General features: G+C 45.0%; 20 protein-coding genes. 2 read left to right on the top strand and 18 right to left on the bottom strand.

Going from position 1 to position 20,020, the window contains the following annotated elements; translation table 11 throughout:
• Window positions 1-11 precede the first annotated feature (11 nt).
• The 3 genes from R8N46_RS11570 to R8N46_RS11560 form a co-directional block, all read right to left on the bottom strand.
• Window positions 12-551 carry a TRAP transporter small permease subunit gene (locus tag R8N46_RS11570; protein ID WP_053306570.1) on the bottom strand — a complete coding sequence of 180 codons (540 nt, stop codon included), beginning with the start codon at window positions 549-551 and terminating at the stop codon, window positions 12-14.
• Between the two features lie 115 nt (window positions 552-666).
• Window positions 667-1,758: a TRAP transporter substrate-binding protein gene (locus R8N46_RS11565; RefSeq protein WP_017636112.1), complete on the bottom strand. Its 1,092-nt coding sequence runs from the start codon at window positions 1,756-1,758 to the stop codon at window positions 667-669.
• Between the two features lie 414 nt (window positions 1,759-2,172).
• The gene (locus R8N46_RS11560; RefSeq protein ID WP_005376863.1) at window positions 2,173-2,577 is read right to left on the bottom strand and encodes a hypothetical protein; all 405 of its coding nucleotides are present in this window, start codon (window positions 2,575-2,577) and stop codon (window positions 2,173-2,175) included.
• A gap of 273 nt (window positions 2,578-2,850) precedes the next feature.
• Here R8N46_RS11560 and R8N46_RS11555 point away from each other — a divergent pair, with 273 nt between their 5' ends.
• A complete protein-coding gene (locus R8N46_RS11555; protein WP_005376857.1) occupies window positions 2,851-3,516 on the top strand; it encodes a DUF2982 domain-containing protein in 666 nt (221 codons plus the stop codon).
• A gap of 18 nt (window positions 3,517-3,534) precedes the next feature.
• On the opposite strand, the gene R8N46_RS11550 is transcribed toward R8N46_RS11555, so the two are convergent.
• The 15 genes from R8N46_RS11550 to nrfB all read right to left on the bottom strand — a co-directional run bounded on the left by R8N46_RS11550 (window position 3,535) and on the right by nrfB (window position 18,028).
• Window positions 3,535-4,191, bottom strand: coding sequence for an MBL fold metallo-hydrolase (locus R8N46_RS11550; RefSeq protein ID WP_005376855.1), 657 nt, complete (start codon window positions 4,189-4,191; stop codon window positions 3,535-3,537).
• A gap of 129 nt (window positions 4,192-4,320) precedes the next feature.
• Complete coding sequence (locus R8N46_RS11545; protein ID WP_031778936.1) at window positions 4,321-4,869, bottom strand: DUF882 domain-containing protein; 549 nt, start codon at window positions 4,867-4,869, stop codon at window positions 4,321-4,323.
• A 166-nt stretch (window positions 4,870-5,035) separates the two neighbouring features.
• Window positions 5,036-6,577, bottom strand: coding sequence for a L,D-transpeptidase family protein (locus tag R8N46_RS11540; protein WP_005376852.1), 1,542 nt, complete (start codon window positions 6,575-6,577; stop codon window positions 5,036-5,038).
• A gap of 153 nt (window positions 6,578-6,730) precedes the next feature.
• Entirely contained in the window at window positions 6,731-7,813 is a 1,083-nt protein-coding gene (locus R8N46_RS11535) for a DUF1513 domain-containing protein (RefSeq protein WP_193838084.1), read from the bottom strand.
• Window positions 7,794-8,831: an imelysin family protein gene (locus R8N46_RS11530; RefSeq protein WP_054866138.1), complete on the bottom strand. Its 1,038-nt coding sequence runs from the start codon at window positions 8,829-8,831 to the stop codon at window positions 7,794-7,796. The genes R8N46_RS11535 and R8N46_RS11530 overlap by 20 nt, the downstream gene beginning before the upstream one ends.
• 10 nt (window positions 8,832-8,841) lie before the next feature.
• A complete protein-coding gene (locus R8N46_RS11525; protein ID WP_005376848.1) occupies window positions 8,842-10,224 on the bottom strand; it encodes a di-heme oxidoredictase family protein in 1,383 nt (460 codons plus the stop codon).
• Window positions 10,225-10,316: 92 nt separating this feature from the next.
• Window positions 10,317-11,579 carry an imelysin family protein gene (locus tag R8N46_RS11520; protein ID WP_213972439.1) on the bottom strand — a complete coding sequence of 421 codons (1,263 nt, stop codon included), beginning with the start codon at window positions 11,577-11,579 and terminating at the stop codon, window positions 10,317-10,319.
• Between the two features lie 174 nt (window positions 11,580-11,753).
• Window positions 11,754-12,350, bottom strand: a complete 597-nt coding sequence (locus R8N46_RS11515; protein WP_025767283.1) for a GTP cyclohydrolase II — start codon at window positions 12,348-12,350, stop codon at window positions 11,754-11,756.
• A 271-nt stretch (window positions 12,351-12,621) separates the two neighbouring features.
• Entirely contained in the window at window positions 12,622-12,798 is a 177-nt protein-coding gene (locus R8N46_RS11510) for a hypothetical protein (RefSeq protein WP_020480909.1), read from the bottom strand.
• A gap of 146 nt (window positions 12,799-12,944) precedes the next feature.
• Window positions 12,945-13,355: a heme lyase NrfEFG subunit NrfF gene (gene nrfF / locus R8N46_RS11505; RefSeq protein WP_053306573.1), complete on the bottom strand. Its 411-nt coding sequence runs from the start codon at window positions 13,353-13,355 to the stop codon at window positions 12,945-12,947.
• Window positions 13,342-13,875 (bottom strand): DsbE family thiol:disulfide interchange protein, encoded by a 534-nt coding sequence (locus R8N46_RS11500; protein ID WP_005376839.1) that lies wholly within the window; start codon window positions 13,873-13,875, stop codon window positions 13,342-13,344. The genes nrfF and R8N46_RS11500 overlap by 14 nt, the downstream gene beginning before the upstream one ends.
• Window positions 13,853-15,760 carry a heme lyase CcmF/NrfE family subunit gene (locus tag R8N46_RS11495; protein ID WP_053306574.1) on the bottom strand — a complete coding sequence of 636 codons (1,908 nt, stop codon included), beginning with the start codon at window positions 15,758-15,760 and terminating at the stop codon, window positions 13,853-13,855. The genes R8N46_RS11500 and R8N46_RS11495 overlap by 23 nt, the downstream gene beginning before the upstream one ends.
• A 9-nt stretch (window positions 15,761-15,769) precedes the next feature.
• On the bottom strand, window positions 15,770-16,741 hold the full coding sequence (nrfD, locus tag R8N46_RS11490) for a cytochrome c nitrite reductase subunit NrfD (RefSeq protein WP_053304292.1): 972 nt from the start codon (window positions 16,739-16,741) through the stop codon (window positions 15,770-15,772).
• On the bottom strand, window positions 16,738-17,424 hold the full coding sequence (gene nrfC / locus R8N46_RS11485) for a cytochrome c nitrite reductase Fe-S protein (protein ID WP_017636123.1): 687 nt from the start codon (window positions 17,422-17,424) through the stop codon (window positions 16,738-16,740). Before nrfC ends, nrfD begins: the two co-directional genes overlap by 4 nt.
• A gap of 1 nt (window position 17,425) precedes the next feature.
• Window positions 17,426-18,028: a cytochrome c nitrite reductase pentaheme subunit gene (gene nrfB, locus R8N46_RS11480; RefSeq protein ID WP_053306575.1), complete on the bottom strand. Its 603-nt coding sequence runs from the start codon at window positions 18,026-18,028 to the stop codon at window positions 17,426-17,428.
• A 450-nt stretch (window positions 18,029-18,478) separates the two neighbouring features.
• Between nrfB and nrfA the strand changes: the two genes are divergently transcribed.
• Window positions 18,479-19,906: an ammonia-forming nitrite reductase cytochrome c552 subunit gene (nrfA, locus tag R8N46_RS11475; RefSeq protein ID WP_031778935.1), complete on the top strand. Its 1,428-nt coding sequence runs from the start codon at window positions 18,479-18,481 to the stop codon at window positions 19,904-19,906.
• The last annotated feature ends 114 nt before the right edge of the window (window positions 19,907-20,020 follow it).

Genomic DNA, 20,020 nt, shown 5'->3' with positions numbered 1-20,020 from the left:
ATGACTTCCTTTTACGACTTACCGTTATTACCGGCATAGATGAGATGAGGGTTGACAATTTTGTTGATTGAATGAAGTAACAATCCAATACCACTCACCGCCATAAAGAAAAATGACAGCGGAATCATCGCTTTGATAATCCAACGATATGGTAAGCCACCTGGGTCACCAGACGTCTCGCCTAACGCGTAACTTTCCTTAGCGAAATCAACACCAAACCAAGCTACCAGTAGGCAAAAAGGGAATAAGAAAAATAGTGTGCCTATGATGTCGATGATGGATTGTGCTTTGTAAGATAAGCGTTCATAAAAAATGTCGACGCGAACATGGCCACCGGACTTAATTGCGTAAGGCACACCAAGCAAGAACACGGCAGAGAATAGATGCCATTCCATTTCTTGGAATGCGATAGACACATCATTAAACACGTAACGCATGACAACGTCGTACACAACGTTTGCTAACAACAAAATAAACAGGATGCTGGATAACCATCCGAGAAAATCGCTAAAGCGGTTAAATAATCGCTCAATATAAATAAGACTTCTCATTCCGAACTCCGTGGAACGTTTAGATGCGCTCCGCTATGGTGCGGAGCATTCATTATGAAGTTTTCTTGGGCTTCGATAGCAGGCTAAACCTCTCGGCATCGCCTGCTTCATAACGTTATTGTTGAGCTTGACTGTTTAAGTACGCTCGGTGCGAAATATCTGACCATGGTCGAACTTGATTCATATAGTTCGCTTGCGACTCTTGAATCTCTTTCGCCAAAGCATCTTTTTCTGCATGTTCTTTCAACAAACGATCGTTTGCTTCTCGCAACGCAGCTACTACTTCAGGTGGGAAATCTTTTACTTCAACATTTGGGTATTCAGACTTAATAGATGCCCAGTTTTTGCCGCTTTCGTGTTTCGATTGCGTGTACATATCGTAAGCGGCCGTTTTCATGGCTACTTGCAAAATCGCTTTTAGATCATCAGGTAGACGGTTCCAGGTGCGCTTGTTAACGAGGAACTGAAGCTCAGTCGCTGGCTCATGCCAACCTGTGTAGTAGTAAGGCGCGATTTTGTGGAAGCCCATACGTAGATCCAGCGATGGACCAACCCATTCCAAGGCATCAATTGTGCGACGCTCTAGAGAAGTATATAGCTCACCAGGGGCGATATTCGTTGGCTTGGCACCTAACTCAGCCAAAATCTCACCAGCAAATCCTGGGATACGCATTTTCAAACCCTGTAAGTCCTCGACGGACTTGATCTCTTTTTGGAACCACCCGCCCATCTGAGTATCGGTATTACCGCCAGGGAAAGACATCAAGTTATGTGGAGAGTACACTTTTTCCATCAGCTCCATACCACCGCCGTAGTAAAACCATGCATACTGCTCAGTTGGCAACATACCGAAGGGCATAGAAGTGAAGTAAAGTGTGTTTGGAACCTTACCCTTCCAGTAATAAGACGCTGAGTGACCCATGTCATACTGACCCGACTTAACCATATCAAACACCCCAAAAGGCGCTTTATGCTTGTTTGCGGAATCAATGCGGATTTGCAAACGTCCGTTGGACATCTCTTCCGCCATTTTGGCCATGTTTTTTGTGGTATCACCAAAAATTGGGAAATTAGGCCCCCAAGTTTCAGCAAGCTTTAAACGATAGACTTTTTCAGCAGCGTTTACAGAAGTCGCTGCGAGTGCCATCGCGGCAGCGACAGCGGTTGTTTTGAGCACTCGTTTTAAAGATTTTTGGATTAGACTCATCGTTCACGTCCTTTATCACCAAGGTTATTGTTGTCATCCATTTCATTAGGATTGGCTGTATTCGGTATAAAAGATGTAACAATGTTGTCTAATGCGAAATGGGCATGAACACGGAAGCGAGTAATTCATCAATAAGGCATTAGCCTAAGGTATTACGTACAAGTACGTAGGAGAACCGTCATGACAAAAGACTGTTAATAGCAAAATCAATAAATTATATTTTTATCTATGAATAAAAATAAAAGACAATACGTACGTATTTTTCTGCCAAAAAATTTACATAGTATTTAAGAAAATGTGACAAACCACTTATTGGTAGTGTTAAAGTCAGTACTTAATGCATTATTTCCAATACCAAGATAAAAAAATACCTCGGCATCGGCCGAGGTATTCAATCCAGAACGGTAGCGGTAATTAAACTGCTTTGTAGATAACTTTGTTACCTGCTAACTGCTCTTTTTGAACTAGGTTTTCTTCAAGAAGCTTCTTTAGTGCGCCAGTAGCCCATGATGCCGCTTTAGTATCTTCTTGACCTGCAGCTAGACCGATGCCTTTAGGGTTAATACCTTCAGCATTCGCCATAACGATGTCTAATACTTGTTGTTGCTTAGGAGTAAGGGCAACATCAACTGTTTTCACTGCAGCTACTTTTTTATCAGCTACTACTTTCTCCGCAACAGCTTTTTCAGCAACAGAGGGTGCTACTGCTTTTTCCGCAACAGGCTTCACTGCTTTAGGTGCTGCAGCTAAGTTTGCTACTGTCGCTTTAATGCGTTTTTGCAGTTTCATCTGCACTTTACGCTTATGAGCAAGTCTCATTGAATATTTCTCCAGTTCACTGCATCTCAGCAGGGATGAAAATTTGAAGCGCGTTTTATACCAAAATTCACAAGCAATTTGTAGGTTTTAGCGGCGAAACGCGATGAAAAATGCGCTCAAAGCATAGAACGTCTACTATTTAATCAGATATTTTATGAACGGATTTATTGAATACTGGGTATAAAAACAGAGGTTTGTTTTATTTTAAATGCAAATCAATGCACATAAAGCTACCCACTTATTTTTGGACAAGTATTCGATGAGGTTATAAGCATGGAAACGCTGCACCTAACAAATTCACATTTCAAACCCGACTCCCCTATCAACAGAATACTTTTGTTGCTCGTTGCACTCATCACTTTGTTTTTGGTTGCCATTTCTCCGGGATGGAAGCAAGCCATGTTGTCGGTCATTTTGATGTCTGCAATCGTTGGTTTCGCCATCTTGATGATTAAGAAAAGCCAAGTCACTTTTACGCTGACAGCTTCTCACTTTCAGCAACACCTTTTTAAAGGGGGTTGGGTCGTCCGATGGCGAAATATTGAGTCAATCGGTATTTGTAGCTACCAACAGGAAGGGTGGCACCAACCGCTACCTTGGATCGGTATTCGTCTAAAACACTACTCACCCTACTTAAATTCAATCTGCCCTCGTATAGCGACAGAAATTCTCCTCAGCCAGCGAGCACTGCTTTACTTGGGCGCGAAACAAAATCAGTGTGAAGATAAGTTTGAGGATATGGTGCTTGACCCTAAACCGTATATAAACAGAGATGGGATTGAGTACAAAGGTTTGTTAGCGATGCTCGCCAACCGGATGAAGTATCAGAGAGGTTTCTACGGCTACGATCTATTTATATCAGCAAGTGATCTAGATCGTGAGGCTGAGGACTTTGTGGGACTGACTCGGCGATACTTAGCTGCCGCCGAGCCAGAATAATGCTTAGTACACGCACTTTTAGTAAAGCGGCATCTCGTCAGCAACGAACGGGTTAGTTTTACGCTCGTGACCGAAAGTCGATTGAGGGCCGTGACCAGGGACAAACGTGACATCATTGCCTAAAGGCCACAATTTCTCTTTGATAGAGCTAATCAACGTATTGAAATCGCCTTGTGGGAAGTCAGTTCGACCAATGCTACCGTTAAACAAAACGTCACCCACAAACGCTAAACGCGCTTCTTCGCTGTAAAGCACAACGTGACCAGGTGTATGACCAGGTGTATGGAATACGTTCAGCACTTGATTACCGAAAGTGACAGTGTCACCCTCATTTAGCCATTGGTGCGGTTCAAACGCTTCTGTCAGCGGGAAACCAAACATTTGGCTCTGACCTTCCAAACCTTGCAACCAGAAGTTATCTGCCTTGTGAGGACCAACAATCTCTGTACCGCCAAGCAGTGCAGACAGCGGCTCCGTGCCACCTACGTGGTCCAAGTGACCGTGTGTTAGCACGAGGTTTACCACGTCAACACCCAGCTCTTTGATAAGCATAGCGAGCTGCTTTTCATCGCCGCCAGGGTCAACCACAATGCCTTTCATGGTTTCGTCACACCAGACAATAGAACAGTTTTGAGAGAAAGATGTTACTGGAACAACTTGGTATTTCAGAGCCATAGATAACCTATACCGAATAAATTTGCGTGAAAACTGCCGCAACTATGACACTAAGGCCTAGCGACTTCAAGCTTTGAACTGTGGGTAATCGACGACGTTCTGAGACTAGAAACCTTGTCTCAACTGGCACTACCAAGAACGAACAGCACCCGTATCGATATGAACAAAGTTACTGCCTGGATAATAACCCACGCCACCGGCTTTTAGGCTTAATGCAGCATCACGAACTGTTGAAAGCTTCACACCGTCTAAACGGAAATCAATGGCCTTTCCTTCCATGTGCATGCTCTTTTTCGCTACACGAGAAGACCCGTTGCGCAGCGAGGCATTAGTGGCAGGAGAACGGTAACCTGAAATGACGATCACCTCTGCTTCTGTACCAATTAACTTTTGAATTTGGCTTATTTGATCGAACAAGCGTCGATCCATGGGATGAACCTCATTTCGTCGATGGTCTCGACAAAACTCATTCAGCCTTTGAAGTTCATCATTAATGTATCGTTTTCCATCGAAATAGCATGTTTCGAGGATCTCTCCAGTATTAAGGTTGTTCATCGCCAGCGCACGTGGCTCGTCAGGGAGTGAAGCCCAAGAAAATGATGGCAGGGCAGACGCCAACACCACACCACCAGCGGTCATTTTAAGGAAATCTCGGCGGGAAAAGTTACGACTTACCATTTCAAAATACAGTGCTCAACAACTAGACAAGTCGTGGACATTAACCAAACACATTTGTCACGTCAAACGCATAAAACACTCCATCTTGATTTTCAGATGCAGTAATTATTGATTAATTATTGAACTAAAAGAGAATTCTTCGTTTTGTAAATTTTCCTTAAAGATTTCAACTGCGGTGATCGTACTTATAGATATCATCACGGTAGTAAAGCGTTCCCTCTTCCAACCATGCTGTTTGATAAATGATGTGTACTTGAATGCGCTCTCCCAAAGGAACTGACGTGTTAGACCGACGAGAACTTTCTCGCTTTTTCGCTAAACGTTCTTCCAACCCCTGAGTTTTGAACAGAAGTTCTGCTAACTGGTCTGCATGTTCGACACGGACACATCCTGAGCTGAATGCGCGTCTGTCCTGTTCAAACAAGTTCTTACTTGGCGTGTCATGCAAATAAATAGCTTGTGGGTTAGGCATATTGAACTTGTACAATCCCAGTGCATTTTGTAAGCCCGACGCCTGTCGCATACGATAAGGAAATGTTCTCGGATTCACCGTTGCCCAATTGATGGTTGTAGGGTCAATAATTTCGTTCGAAGTCCAAGACCGAATGATTTGAATGTTATGGTTAATCAAATACATCGGATTACGTTTTACTTTAGGAATAATGTCTTTAACCATGATAGTCCAAGGCACGTTCCAAGTTGGGTTGAGAATAACTGAATCCAGTGCTACCGACATGATGGGCGTTTTTCTTGATGCTCTCCCTACCACGACTTTAGACTCAAACAAGGGTTGACCGTCATGCCAATACGTGACTTCGTATCCAGGCACGTTAACAAAGACAACATTATCCCTTTCTTTCGACCAAATTCTTGAACGCTCAGAATTCAACGCCAGCAGATGCAATCGCTCTTGAGGAGAAAAGTTGATCCATCGAATGGTATTCGGGCCGATAACGCCATCTTCTTTCAAACCATGAATACGCTGGAACTCTTTTATCGCAAGCTCTAATTGTTCGTCATATTCTTCAGTGACTAAATCCAAGTAAGAAACATCTACGCCTACGATCTCCATTCGCTCAATCAATAGGGGTCTGTTTTCTAATATATCGCCAACACGTGCTAGCCCAGTTTGTTGATAGGCAGGATATTGGTACTGAGAATGTTCCGATAGCGAAGAATAGGCGGAGTAGAAAGCATCATCTGTTTGTAATGGAGACCGGAGACTTGCCAAAAACTGACCAAGTTTGCCAACCGTAATCTCATTACTCAGAACCGATAAAGTATCGATGCTAGGAGCGGGTAACGTAACATGGGCTTTGTCTGTAAATAGCCAATTAATCCCTTCTTCGGGGAGTTGCTCAAGATAACTAAGGTACATCAAGAGTGAATCTGTCATCACTAAATCGAAGTCGAGATTATCTCCCTGCCACCTTACTTGGTTTATCCGGTGAAGTTGATTTTCGAATTCATCGGTGACATCCGCAAGTGCAACCAGGTTTACTTGAAAAAGAAACTGCTCAATATCACTTTCATTTTCCCAGTTCAAACGGTAATTGGTGCTTTGATACAGTTGATCAATAACCTCTGGATAATGGATCATTTTTTCTACAGACAGCTTTTGTACCGCTCCCTCTTGCTCGACTTGCGCTGAAGCTTCGAGAGAAACGACGGTGGAAAAGCTGCAAAACGGCACCAGAAGTGCCGTCATGATTAAAACCCTAGCAAACACTGAAATGATCCTTGCGCTACTTGCCATAATAAAAAGTATGGCAAATATCTCACAGCTTGCAGGTTTAAAATTAAGAATCTGATGCCGAAAACGACAACAAAACTCTCTATAAGTAATTACTCAATGATCTTTCTAGATAATTCTCGACCAATGGTTGTCCCATTGCACTCCGCTTGCGAAGGTACTTTTTGACTCCTCTGGTCTTTGCTCTACCACTTTTCCCGCCCCAGAGCTGACTCGGAACTCATCGCCATAGACCACAACACCAGAGGCATCTGGTAACGCACTTAGCTCGACCAATTTGCCCGTAGATTTAGACCATATACCATAACAACTGCCCGGAGGCGAAGTGGCTAAGATCCATTCATCGGTTGCTGCAATACTCGCAACGTAGTGATTGAAACGCGCCCACTCTTCAGGCTCAGCTTGAAGATCTTGCATTTCACCACCACGCGTGTGCATGGCGATCAAAGCTGGATACTCGTCCGGCTCACCACGATATTGCTGACCACAAAGCACGGTTTCCGCACCATCATGGGCTAAGTGGCGAATACTCAACTTATGATCCGGTAAAGACACTTGATCCAGTAGCTCACCCTTCTGTGAAAGGTAACTCAGGCTGGGTTTCATGCTATCAAGATTGAGAGGTTCACGACCGTTAGTGTGTACGCCACCGACGCCAATCGCCAATACACCATCAGGCATCATGATCACTTCATGAGGACCAAGACCAAAACCCGTTAACTCATCGACCTTTTGATATTGCTTCTGTACATCATAAACACCAATGATCCCACGGCTTGTCCCCCTCTCACCTTCTGTGGCAAATAGTAATGTGCCGTCATGGGAGTAAACGCCATGCCCATAGAAATGACGATTTGACTTTGCTAGTTGCAGTTTGATCATCTGCCCTGAGCGAAAATCAAATACCATGAAGAAAGTACCAGGTCGTCGACCAAAGACTACGGCGTGGCCTTGTTGGTTCGTTGCTACACCATGACCACGTTCAGGAATCGGCAATGAAGATAGCGGCATACCATGCTCATCCGCCACCACCGCTGCGAATTTGTCTCGGCCAATGATAGAGCAGCCGATCAACGCAGGCTCACGTGAGCTTGTTGAAGAACAACCAAATGGCATCATAGGTGTAGCCGCCCCGAATAGAGCGGCTTTCAGCAAGGTTCGGCGGGTTTGATCAGTCACCATCGGTTGCATTAAATCCTATAACTACGCCAAGCTCGATCGCCACTTCTTCGTGAATCAGGTACTTCAATTGCTCTAGCTTATTGTATTGAGCGAGCACCATGCGATAGCCTTCTTTTGTTTGTAGTGCAGCAAACAAGCTCTTATCTTCTGGCCAAGTTTCTAACGCCATTTCAAACTGATGAACGACACGGTCTGCGAGATCTGCATGGCCTTGCTCTCTAAGTAGCGCGTCTAGACCATTCCCGTTAGCAAAGTACAACGCTTCCATCCCTTGAAGGTTGGCTTTTAAGTTTGAAAGCGAGGTCTCTGAACGCCACGATTCTGAGAAATACGGGCGAGGCTTACCAATCTTCGCTAGCGGTCGGCTCAACTTCTTCATGCTGTATTCAAGCTGATTCGAGAGCAGTGAAATGTACTCAGACTCCCATTCCGTCATCTCTAGCGATTTCCAAGGGTTCTCTGCCCAAGAATCCGCGATGATCTGCGCTTTGTTATCGAGGTTTTCTGCAATCGCTACGCCTGTCACACAAGTATTGCCGTTGCTAGATAAGGTCGACGCTTTATCGTAAAGCAGCCATTCCAATGCACCTAAACCTTGCACGGTGACACTTTGGGTGGAGATATCTTCTGCACTCCAAGCTTGATCAGATTTCGTCAGTACAGACATTTTACGACCAGTGGTATTCTTTTTATCTGGCCAAAACTGAACATTCCAGCTTTGCTCCAACGCCGTAGCAGGGCCACGTTCTTGACCTTGTAATGCCATCCACGCAAGCATCGTTTGATGCCATTGCTGTTTTACTTGTGCATCATCTTTCGACTCTGATGCGCAGTAATCCGCGAAGCGCTGTTCAAGTTCTGTGGTTTGCGCTAAAAACGTCTGAGCTGATTGAAACTCAACCTCGTACACGCTTTGAGAAATATGACTTGTACTCTCAGGCTTGGCTGAGCTCGAACCGATGGTCGATTGGCAACCAACCAAACTTAACGTTGCGGCAATCGCACTCACTAACAGTGTTTTTTTCATGGTTGCTTCCTTATAGAGAGTTCAGAAACGCAATGAGAGCATCACGTTCTTTTTTGTTCAGAGCTAAAACATTTTGTTTCGCCGTTTCAGCTTCGCCGCCGTGCCACAACACCGCTTCCATCAGGTTACGAGCGCGGCCATCATGTAGAAAGTAAGTGTGTCCGTTTACTTCTTCGGTATAACCAATGCCCCATAGCGGTGCCGTTCGCCATTCACGGCCGTTTGCTAAGTATTCCGGACGGTTATCGGCTAAGCCTTTACCCATGTCATGCAAAAGCATGTCTGTGTATGGGTGGATAAGCTGCTCAGAAAGCGCTGGTAACTCTGGTCGTTTCGCCGTTTTAACACTGGTCTTGTGGCAGCTTTCACAGCCAGACGCAGCAAAGATTTGCTGACCAAGTTTCACGTTAGGATCATTGACGTTACGGCGAATAGGTACGGCTAAGTGTTGGCTGTAAAACTCTACGAAGTCGAGAATATTTTCACTCACCTCTGGTTTGCCGCCATTTGGCATGTCGTCACAAATGCTTTGTTTCGAGGTACAGTTTTCATTTGGGAATAAATGGCTCGTAAGACCCACATCACCATTAAATGCTGCTGCATTTTGCTGCATTAGCGTCGGTTGTCCTGCTTTCCAGCCAAAACGACCAATCGAGAAGTCGTCCTTCTCAATATCCCACACCTTATTGACTTTGCCTGAGATACCGTCTTTGTCGGCATCTTGTTCATCAGCCCAAGCAAGTAGCGTTTCGTCGGGAATACTCTCTAACAAACCAAGGCCGATCATTGGCGGTGCCACGCGTGCTGAGAACTCGGTATCAGGGTGCATATCGCCGTAACCCAGATCGGTAATGTTCAAATGAGGTTTTCTTAGCGTCACCGTCGTACCGTCTTTAAATTTCACTGGGACATCGGTGTAAGTGATTTCGATTTTGCCTTCTGGCGTTTGATCTTGCAGAGCGAAATCTTGAAGCTGGCCACCATAAGTCGGCTCAGGTATGCCGCCATCTTTGATGTAAGCTTTCTTTTGTTCTGGCGTCATCGCAGGAATGCTTAAGCGCACTAACATAGACACGGCATGTAAATCATCTTTCTCTGGCGGATGACCACGACCGTCTTTGATGTGACAATTCTGACAACCATTGGTGTTAAAAAGCGGGCCTAGGCCATCACGAGCGTCCGTTGACGCTGGCGCTTGTACCCAAGGGTTACGGAAAAAGCTGTTACCTACGCTAAAGTCGAGGCGTTTGCTCATTGGCAAGTTAGCAGCAGGAAGAGAATAGGCATTCGCGCCGTCTTTTTTAACACTGGTTTTGCCACCAGACTTAACATCATAAGCCATGGCAGAAGAAGAAAGGATCGCGGCTAGCGCAGAAATTAGGTATGGCTTCATATCATTGCTCTACATAGACAACAAGGGTGATAACAACGAGCTCAAACGTCAAAAGGGCTCACAAAGAGCCCTTATTTATTATGGTTTTCTTATTAAAACTCGTGGTCAGCAGTATCAGGGCTTAGGCTGTCGATGCCGACAATGCTTGCCGCACGCTCAATCGCACCGGTTTGTGCTACCAACGACATGATGGTGTCGTTTACTAGCGCGTTGCCTTGTGCGTTACCCGCTGCAATAAGTTGGTCAAAGTGCTGGTTGTTCTTCTCTGCAGAAGTCACTAGCTCACCAACTTGGCTACGTGTTGTATCAAACTGCTTTTGAATTTCGGTCGCGGCTTTCTTGTCTTTTTGAGCAACAAGGTTAGCGATACTTGGACCAGATAGCTCTTTGCCGTTTACACCTTTGTATGTACCTGTGTAAACGTTGTAGATGCCTTGCTCATTGTAGTAGTGAGAGTTGTGCGTGTTGTCTGAGAAACAATCGTGTTCGTCTTCAGTCGAGTTTGCCTCTAGTGCCACCTTCATGCGCTCACCCGCTAGCTCACCTAGAGAAAGAGAACCCATGCCGAATAGCATCTTACGAAGACCATTGTCAGCAGATTCGTTCAATAGCTCTTCACGGTAGTTGCCTTTCACTTCTGCAGACCACTGCTTTTCCATCCACTCTAGGTCTTGAACCAGTAGATCAGCGGCCGCTTTTAGGTACTCACCACGACGATCACAATGACCATTCGTACACTCAGAGCCAACGACGAAATCAGTGTAAGCACGTTGACCTGCACCCGCGTTAGTGCCGTTTAGGTCTTGACCCCAAAGCAAGAATTCAATCGCGTGGTAACCTGATGCAACGTTTGCCTCAGAACCGCCTACTTCGTTTAGATCCGCTAGCAATTCTGGAGTGATTTTTGAAACGTCCAGTTTAGAAGCACCAATCTGCAGACTTGTGTTCGCGATGATGTTGGCAGCAGCGCCCTCGTTACCCAATTCGTATTGGTAATCAGCCGCTACGTAGTCAATCAAACCTTCATCAAGTGGCCATGCGTTCAGCTGACCTTCCCAATCATCAACAATCGCGTTACCAAAACGGAAAACTTCAGACTGTTGGTAAGGCACGCGAGAATCTAGCCAAGCTTGTTTTACTTCTTCAAGCTTTTTCGCTGATGGTGATTGTAGAAATTCGTCGATTTTCACATCAAGCGCTTTCGCTGTTGTTACTGAATCAGCAAATACAGCATGGGCAACGTCCGCGTAATGTTCGACTACTTGTTGTTTAGTTACTGTGGCAGCAACGGTAGAACCACTGGCAATGAGGAGTGATGCAGCAATAGATTGGACTAAAACTTTTTTTGCATTCATCTGAAGCATCCTTGTTGAGCTTTTCAATTATCGTATTGGTAGTGCTAATTATTCTTATTTGCACTTTAGTCTCGAGATAATACAAATTTACAATTTATTTGCAACTCCAGATACAAAAAAACCTCATAAAAATGAGGTTTTTCACAGACTTTATTGTCAGTTTTATCTTTAGGATTAAACCTTTAGGTCATGTTTTCCGTGAGAGACTTTTGCCTTCAGATAATTTTCGTTGCCATCTTTGATATGTGCAGAGGTATTGACAACCTCGCCAATTTCAATTCCGTACTCAGATAACTCACGGATTTTCTTAGGGTTGTTCGTCACGAGGCGGATCTTATTCACGCCTAAAGCTTCTAGCATTTGTGCTGCTTCTGTGAAATCACGCAGGTCATCATCAAAGCCCAAATGGTTGTTAGCTTCGTACGTGTTCATGCCCTGGCTTTGTAAGCGGTATGCATCGATCTTATTGTACAAGCCAATACCACGACCTTCCTGACGGAGATACAAGATGATACCACCGGACTCGCCCATGCGATTGATCGTCTCTTCTAGTTGCTCACCACAGTCACAGCGTGAAGAGTGGAACACATCGCCTGTCAAACACTCAGAGTGCATACGAACTAAAGGCATGTCCTGAGTTTGGTCCGCTTGTTTAAAGATAATAGCAACATGCTCTTTGTCTGTCTTCAGACCATGGAAAGACAGAATTTCGGCATCAATGTTACTTTTTGCCCCGACTTTAAAATCTACTCTGGCACGTACTTCCGCCATATCTATACTCACTCGATTTATTGCTTGATGCGCTTGATGCGTTTTCGTTATTGCATTCATGGGATTTACTCGTTGCTCTTCAACTATGGGGACTGATACCGCATTTTGCAATATAGAGATCACAATTGAGGGCAGTTATCCACTCAAGACAGCAAAAGAGAAACACTCTCCAACTGAACAATTGTTATATTATAACAATTTAAAAAAACTACAATAAAAAACCCCAGACAAATTTTGTCTGGGGTTTCAAGAAGGTCGTTTGGTCTATCTTTTAATGGGTCTGACTGCGCTTCCAAACGGCGAGTTCAATCCAAACTGCTTCGAGTTCTTGGATTTCCTCGTCGGTCAACACGGCGAGCGTTGAAGTAACTTGAGGCAGGTTCGGTGATTGCAATGCACGAATCTGCGAATAGAAGTCTTTTTTAAGTTGTAATATAACTGAATCCACTGCGTGCACCTATTTCGTTCTTTTATTACTTATCCAGCTCAAAATTTTTATTTTCTTTATACTGGAAACTTCATAAATTCGGAAAAATGATAACATTCTGCTTGTTAAGTGCACAATTTATTTTTAATAGTGGAATAACGGTCACATTAATTACGCTTCACCATTCGGATCGAATATAAGACAAAAAAGATCAAAAATAGCACAGGAAAGATCCACAACAGCGCCGTGGAATAATTTAATGGTGGTTGGTACAGAACAATATTCCCATAACGAGCAACTAGATAGTCCTTTATTTCTTGATCTGAGCTGCCTTCATTGGCCATCGTATACACTTTCAACCTCAGGTCTTTAGCCGCTTGTGCATTAGACTCGACAAGGTTTTGGTTTTGACACTGCGGGCAGCGTAATGCCTTGGCTAACGAGGTTGCACGCTGTTGCACTTCAACGGAATGAAATTCAAACAGATCAACATTCTGTTCTATATCCGCACTTCTCGTGAAAGGAGAAAATAGTATAAATAGGATTAAAGTGAGGAGAAGATTATTAAATCGAAACATTCAAGTATCCTGAAAATATATCGTTCCATTTATCTGCCGTTAGCTCTCCACGATATTTGATCAATATACGACCATTTGGATCAATCAAGTAAGTTTCCGGCGTTCCGATAACACCTAGCTCCACAGCGAGCTTTCCATTAGGGTCACTAATTACTTCAATATATGGATTTCGTTTAGAGCTCAAATATTCACGAGCGGCTTGTTTTTGATCTCTATAATTCAGCCCAATAATAGGCACACCGAGTTCTGCTAACTGCAATAATTCTTCATGCTCTCGTTTGCATACTCCGCACCAAGATGCCCAAACATTCAATAATTTATATCCGTCGCTTTTGAACAACTGCTCAGAAACCATGTCATCAGAGATCAGAGAAGTAGAGCGAAAATTAGGTGCATCTAAATTTCGTTGTGGGGACAATTCAACATGTGGTCGCTCAGACAAAGCCACCGCAGTTACTACAGCAAACACGGCAACAGCCACAAACAGACCTGCGAGTTTAAGCGTATTTCTCGATCGCATTGATAGCCTCTCTCCTTTTCTTTAGGCCGGTTAATAGCGCACCAAACACAGCTAGTAGCCCGCCAGACCATATCCACCAAATACCTGCGCGGTACTGAACTTTAATCGCATAAGCATGAGTGTCGACTTTATCACCCAATGTCACGTAATAATCGCCATGCCATAGTGAACGAATCGCGGGCTCGGTCATATTCATCACTCGCACAGGGTAATGACGCTTTTGCGGGTTGAAATTGAGCATGCGGCCATCTTCCAAGTGCAAGGTGATCTGTCCTTGTTCCGCGGTGTAGTTTGGCCCCACCAGCCATTCGATACCATGATAATCGATAGTGATCCCCGCCCTTTGTTGAGAACTGCCGGGTTCGACACGTAAATTATGTTCATATGAGTAGTGACTGTTGAATACAGCTCCACTCACCGCCAGCGCAAAACCGATATGTGCCATCACGATTGGCATGAGTTTGCGCTTATTGGAACAACGAAACAGCATAACGAGATGCGCCACAATCACCCAAGTAGCCAATATTATGGTTAGCAATACTTCGAAATGCAGTACGTTCACTGAGAACATAAACCCGATCCCAGAGACTATAGATAACGCAATACTAATCGCGATATCAGTGCTTCCACTCGGAACTGCGCCTTTTGTCCATTTCAGCACTGGCATGAATGCTAAGGCAATCAGAGCCAGTATGCTTAATGGAAAGGTCAGACTATTAAAGTAAGGTGCGCCAACCGAAATGTTCCCTAAGCCGAGCAGTTGATAAACCATCGGATAAAAAGTGCCAAGAAAAACGATGGCAGTCGCAATAACCAGCAGCCCTTTGGCGATATAAGCAGTGTAAGCTTGGCTCGCTAGAGATTGAAGTTTGAAACGAGGGAGTTGTTCTCCTCGCAAAATCAATACGCCAAAAGTGATGATGACAAGCAAGCTCAATACACCAAGCAGCACTAAACCTTTAGTTGGGTCCACCGCAAAAGCGTGCACTGAAGTCAGCACGCCAGAGCGCACCACGAATGTCCCTAAAATGCTTAGGTTGAACGTAGCAAACGCCAGTGCATAGGTGCTCCAAATTGCGCCTCTGTTACGTGTTGCGACAACACCGCTGTGCAACAAAGCAGTACCAGTAAGCCAAGGGAGTAGAGAAGCGTTCTCCACAGGGTCCCAAAACCACCAGCCGCCCCACCCTAGCTCATTGTACGCCCACCATGATCCCACCAAGATACCCAACGTGAGCGTTCCCCATGCAAAAAACGCTGCGCTTCGAGCAACCACATACCAATCGCTCATCGGTTGTTTACCCAATAGGGCTGCTAATGCAAAAGCTAATATTGCAGCGTAACCGACATAACCGAGATAAAGCAATGGTGGATGAATGATAAGCCCAACATCTTGCAACATTGGGTTTAGATCTCGTCCTTCCGACGCCAATACTTGGGCATACTCGAACGGGTTAGAGGTCATTAACGTGAACCAAGCAAATGTCGCAATAAGAACGTTCATGATTCCTAAACAGTCACAAGTATATTGGGCGTTGAGCGGTGACTTAAATGCAATAAACGACGCCCATAAACTCAAGGTGACGACCCAAAACAACATGGAGCCTTGGTGCCCGCCCCAAGCGGCAGCAATCTTGAATGCTACGGGGAGTTGACTGTTGGAATGCGTAACAACATATTCCAACGCGAAGTTGTCTTGCACGAAGCAGACGATCAGAAGTGCTAAACAAATGAAGGAAGCTAAGCTAATGATGTGGGACATCGCGACTTGATGCGGCAATGTCGCCTTCTTACTCATAGCACGACGTAGCCAATGCAGCAACGATGCACAAGTCGATGTTACAGCCACCAATATCAGTAAGAAGAACCCTAGCTCAGCTTCCATTTATCCCCCTTACACTAAGGTCATTTGACCGGCATAGAGAATGAAAGTACGCAGCATAAGTACGCCAACCAAGCTCAACGTCGTGACCACAAAAACGTAACTGCCTTTGTGGCGCACTTCAGAAGGCGCCAACCAATTGAGAGTCAAAGGCGTTATCATGCCGATGAACACTACCCCACCCCAGAACCATTGAGCCCAGAATCCACTCGAAATAGCATTCCAAGCCGCGACTTCGTTCTGACCACCGCTGAAGATCAGTCCAGTAAAGAAAGTCACTAAGACAAACAGCTCAAACAATACTACTGGGCGTTCAAATCCGTGTACCCAAGACACACTTGGGCTGCTGGTCGACTCTTTAAACACCAAGATGCCGAACATCAAGCATGCCGCTGCACCCGAGGACAAACTAGAGAACAGGAACAAGATTGGCAGTACTGGATTGTTTAGCATTGGGTAAGTCTTCAATGCAGACAATAGAAAGCCAGTGTACGCTGCAAGCACGATGGCTAAGAAGCCCAAGAACAATTCAATGGCGTTGTTGGCTTTCCCCGCCTTAATCAAAATGCCATCGGCAAAATCCAGCAGTTTGCTTGGTAACTTCCCTTCACAGAAGCTGATGATTTGATGGCGGAAGATAACGCCAATCCAAACAAACAGCACCAGCATGTACACTTGGAACAAGATCACGCCCATCGACATCACAGACGTTGGGTTGTAGTAGATCATGATCTTCCAAAACTCTAAAGGCTTGGTTAAATGGAAAATCAAAATTACCAACCCAGCAATGATGCCAAATGGCGCAAGCCAAGCCATAGCTTTCATGATGCCGTTGTTTGCGGGATCACCTTCAATCACTTTGCGTTTTAAATAGATAGAAATCATCACCGCACCTGCTGACATCCCAGCAAGGAATAAGTAAATCGCGATGATCCAATCCCAGACTAACGAGTCAAAGTGGAATGCACTTTCGAAGCCGTTCATGATGACACCTCCCCTTTGCTATGCGGAATTTTGTACAGTTTAGGTTGCGTACCTAAATGCGATTTATCGCGATAGACAACATGGCTTTCGATAGCTTTGCTCACCTCGCTAGTTGGGTCATTCAAATCACCAAAGATGAGTGCTTTTGTTGGGCAAGATTCCACGCAAGCTGGCTGCTTACCTTGCGCTAGGTTGGTATCACGGCAGAAGTTACATTTATCCGCAGAGTGATCGACTGGATTAAAGAAGCGCACTTGGTAAGGGCAAGCGGCAAGGCAATAACCACATCCGACACATTTCTCTTTGTGCACATCCACGATGCCGGTCGCTTCATCTTTGTATGCAGCGCCTGTTGGACAAACGTACACACATGGTGGGTTATCACAGTGCTGACAGGATTCGCGAGTAAACTGGTATTCCACATCTGGAAATTCGCCAATCGGTTCACTGCGATGAATTTTAAGTCGCGTTACGCCTTCAGGGACTTTATTTACTTCGCGACAAGCATCGGTACAAGCGGTACAGCCAATACAGGCATTTTCATCATGAACCATACCCATGCGTTTCGCTTGTTCACTGTTGCTGGCATAGAGAGAGGAGCTAACAACGGAAGTGCCTGCAACGCCTGTAGTTAAAATCAACGCGCCGCTGCCGGCTAAAAAGTTTCTTCTCGAACATTTCATGCTATCTCTCCTCTTCTTTGGCAAGTTCAGGTTCGACGGCAAATTCAGAGTGACAATCCACACACTGCTTGATCAGTTGTTTTCTGTCGTACGACAACGCTTTGGTTTTCGCTGCGTGTACATCGTGGCAATTTGAACAAGTGAGGTTTTTGGCGTGCACATCGTGCGTCCAGTGGCTTTCTCTCAGCTGTGTCGGTGCGTGGCAATCCACACATTGGCCGTTGGCTTTAAGAATCATGCTTGGATCAAGGAACACTTTGTCGTGTACCTCTTTCGATTGCGCGGCAGAAAACTTAATCACATCAGGCGCACCTTCACGATGGTCGGGACCAATGTTGCTATGGCAATTGGTGCAATTAAGTTGCTTCCCTTGGCTGAGTAGAGCTTGCGGGTCATGCGAAAGGTTCAGAGTCTCTTTTGCATCCTTATGACATTGCAGACACTTGTAGTCACGGTCACGGATCAACTCGACTTGATGACGCTCAGCTTGAGCACCTTCAATCGGCTCTGAAGAAGTCGCATGGGCGGCGATGGAGAAACCATAGATGGCAAAGACGAAGAGAAGTTTCAGCATTGTCTCTATGGTCAATTTTATATTGCCCATATTGTTCTTTCCTTAGCTCGATAATAATTGATAACTATTCTCAATTATTTATTTGAGCGACAATTAATTTCCTCTGAAGATATTTTTTAGATCTTCAAATGACATCAATTCTTATTTCGGAAAGCCACAACGCTAAACCTATATTTATAATACCTCTATTATTCATAAGGGGTAGAAACGCCTGCTCAAAAAGCGAACTAAATCACCCTATTTTTAAAAAGGTTAAAAACCCAAAGCATTGCAGAACAATGACTTAACAACTACCACTTTAGAGGTATATAAATTCAAACATGACTGAGATCACTGGTGTAAATTGATCTAAAACAAGACAAGATTCACTCACTATTTCATCTATCCAATTAAGCAATATTATTAATCGTAGATCTCCAGTTCTTATTTGGAATAGCTCCTCACAACGCTGCTAATAAAAACGAATATGGAGATAACACTGTGAGCATAAAACACTGGATGAGCGCACCTATTGCGGTTGCGACCTTATTCGCCAGCCAATTATTTTTGGTTGGCGCTCCGTTAGCGGCAGAAGAGAAGGATTTTATCGATCCTCGAAATGACGCCTTTGAACAGAACCATCCCGACCAATACCACTCTTGGAAAGCAACATCCGAAAGTGAGCACATAGAAGATGCTCTAAGTGAAGACCCAAACATGGTTATCCTGTGGGCAGGTTATGGCTTCGCGAAAGACTACAACAAAGCGCGCGGTCACTTTTACGCACTTGATGATGTTCGCCAAACCTTACGTACTGGCGCACCAACCGACGAGAAGTCCGGGCCTATGCCGATGGCGTGCTGGAGCTGTAAAAGCCCAGACGTTGCTCGCGTGATTGATGAACGTGGTGAAGACGGTTATTTCGAAGGTAAATGGGCACGCTTAGGCTCAGAAATCGTCAACCCTATCGGTTGTTCCGATTGCCACAACACGGGCTCTGAAGCCTTCAAGAAAGGCGAACCCGCGCTGGCACTGACTCGCCCATACGTCGAGCGTGCTTTTGATACTATTGGTAAAAACTTTGATGAACAGTCTCGCCTAGATAAGCAAGCATCGGTCTGCGCTCAATGTCACGTTGAATACTACTTCACCGGCCCAACTAAAGCGGTTAAATTCCCATGGGATATGGGCACCACCGTTAATGACATGGAGAAATACTACGACGCGTTGAATTTCAAAGATTGGACGCATGCCGTATCTAACGCGCCGATGCTAAAAGCACAACACCCGGGTTTCGAAACTTGGAGAGCGGGTATTCATGGTAAAAACAAAGTGGTGTGTGTGGACTGCCACATGCCTAAAGTGACCAAAGAAGACGGTACGGTGTACACAGACCACAAAGTGGGTAACCCATTTGATCGTTTTGAAGACACCTGTGCGCAATGCCATACCCAAACTAAAGAGCAGCTACAAGGCATCGTCTCGACTCGCAAAGCGCAAGTACTGAACATGAAGCTAACCGCCGAGAAGCAAATCGTAGCGGCACACTTTGAAGCAGGCGCAGCGTGGAAAGCAGGTGCAACAGAAGCAGAGATGGAACCTATCCTACAAGATATTCGCCATGCACAATGGCGTTGGGACTACGCGATTGCTTCTCACGGTGTCCACATGCATGCTCCTGAGGTAGCACTAGAAGTACTTGGTACTGCAGTTGACCGCGCTGCTGACGCCCGTACCAAGTTGGTTCGCTTACTGGCAACCAAAGGCATTACTGACCCTGTTCAAATTCCAGATATCTCGACCAAAGCGAAAGCACAGCAAGCACTGGGCATGGATATGGATAAGATGAACGCAGACAAGAAACACTTCCTAGAAACGGTGGCACCAGAATGGGATAAAGCAGCAGCTGAACGCGAAGCCACATATTAGTCTAACTTGCAGAGGTTAGTTTATAGATACAACAAGGGGCGTACTGAACGCCCCTTTTCTTTCTTTATTATCTTTATCTCTTCATCCTGATTCTATCGAGAGACAAAAATCGAA

This window comes from Vibrio sp. 1874 (assembly GCF_033344395.1).
In the GTDB taxonomy this organism is placed as follows: Bacteria; Pseudomonadota; Gammaproteobacteria; order Enterobacterales; family Vibrionaceae; genus Vibrio; species Vibrio alginolyticus.
Note: the sequence above shows the minus strand (reverse complement) of the source record. Positions and strands in the feature narration are given on the sequence as shown.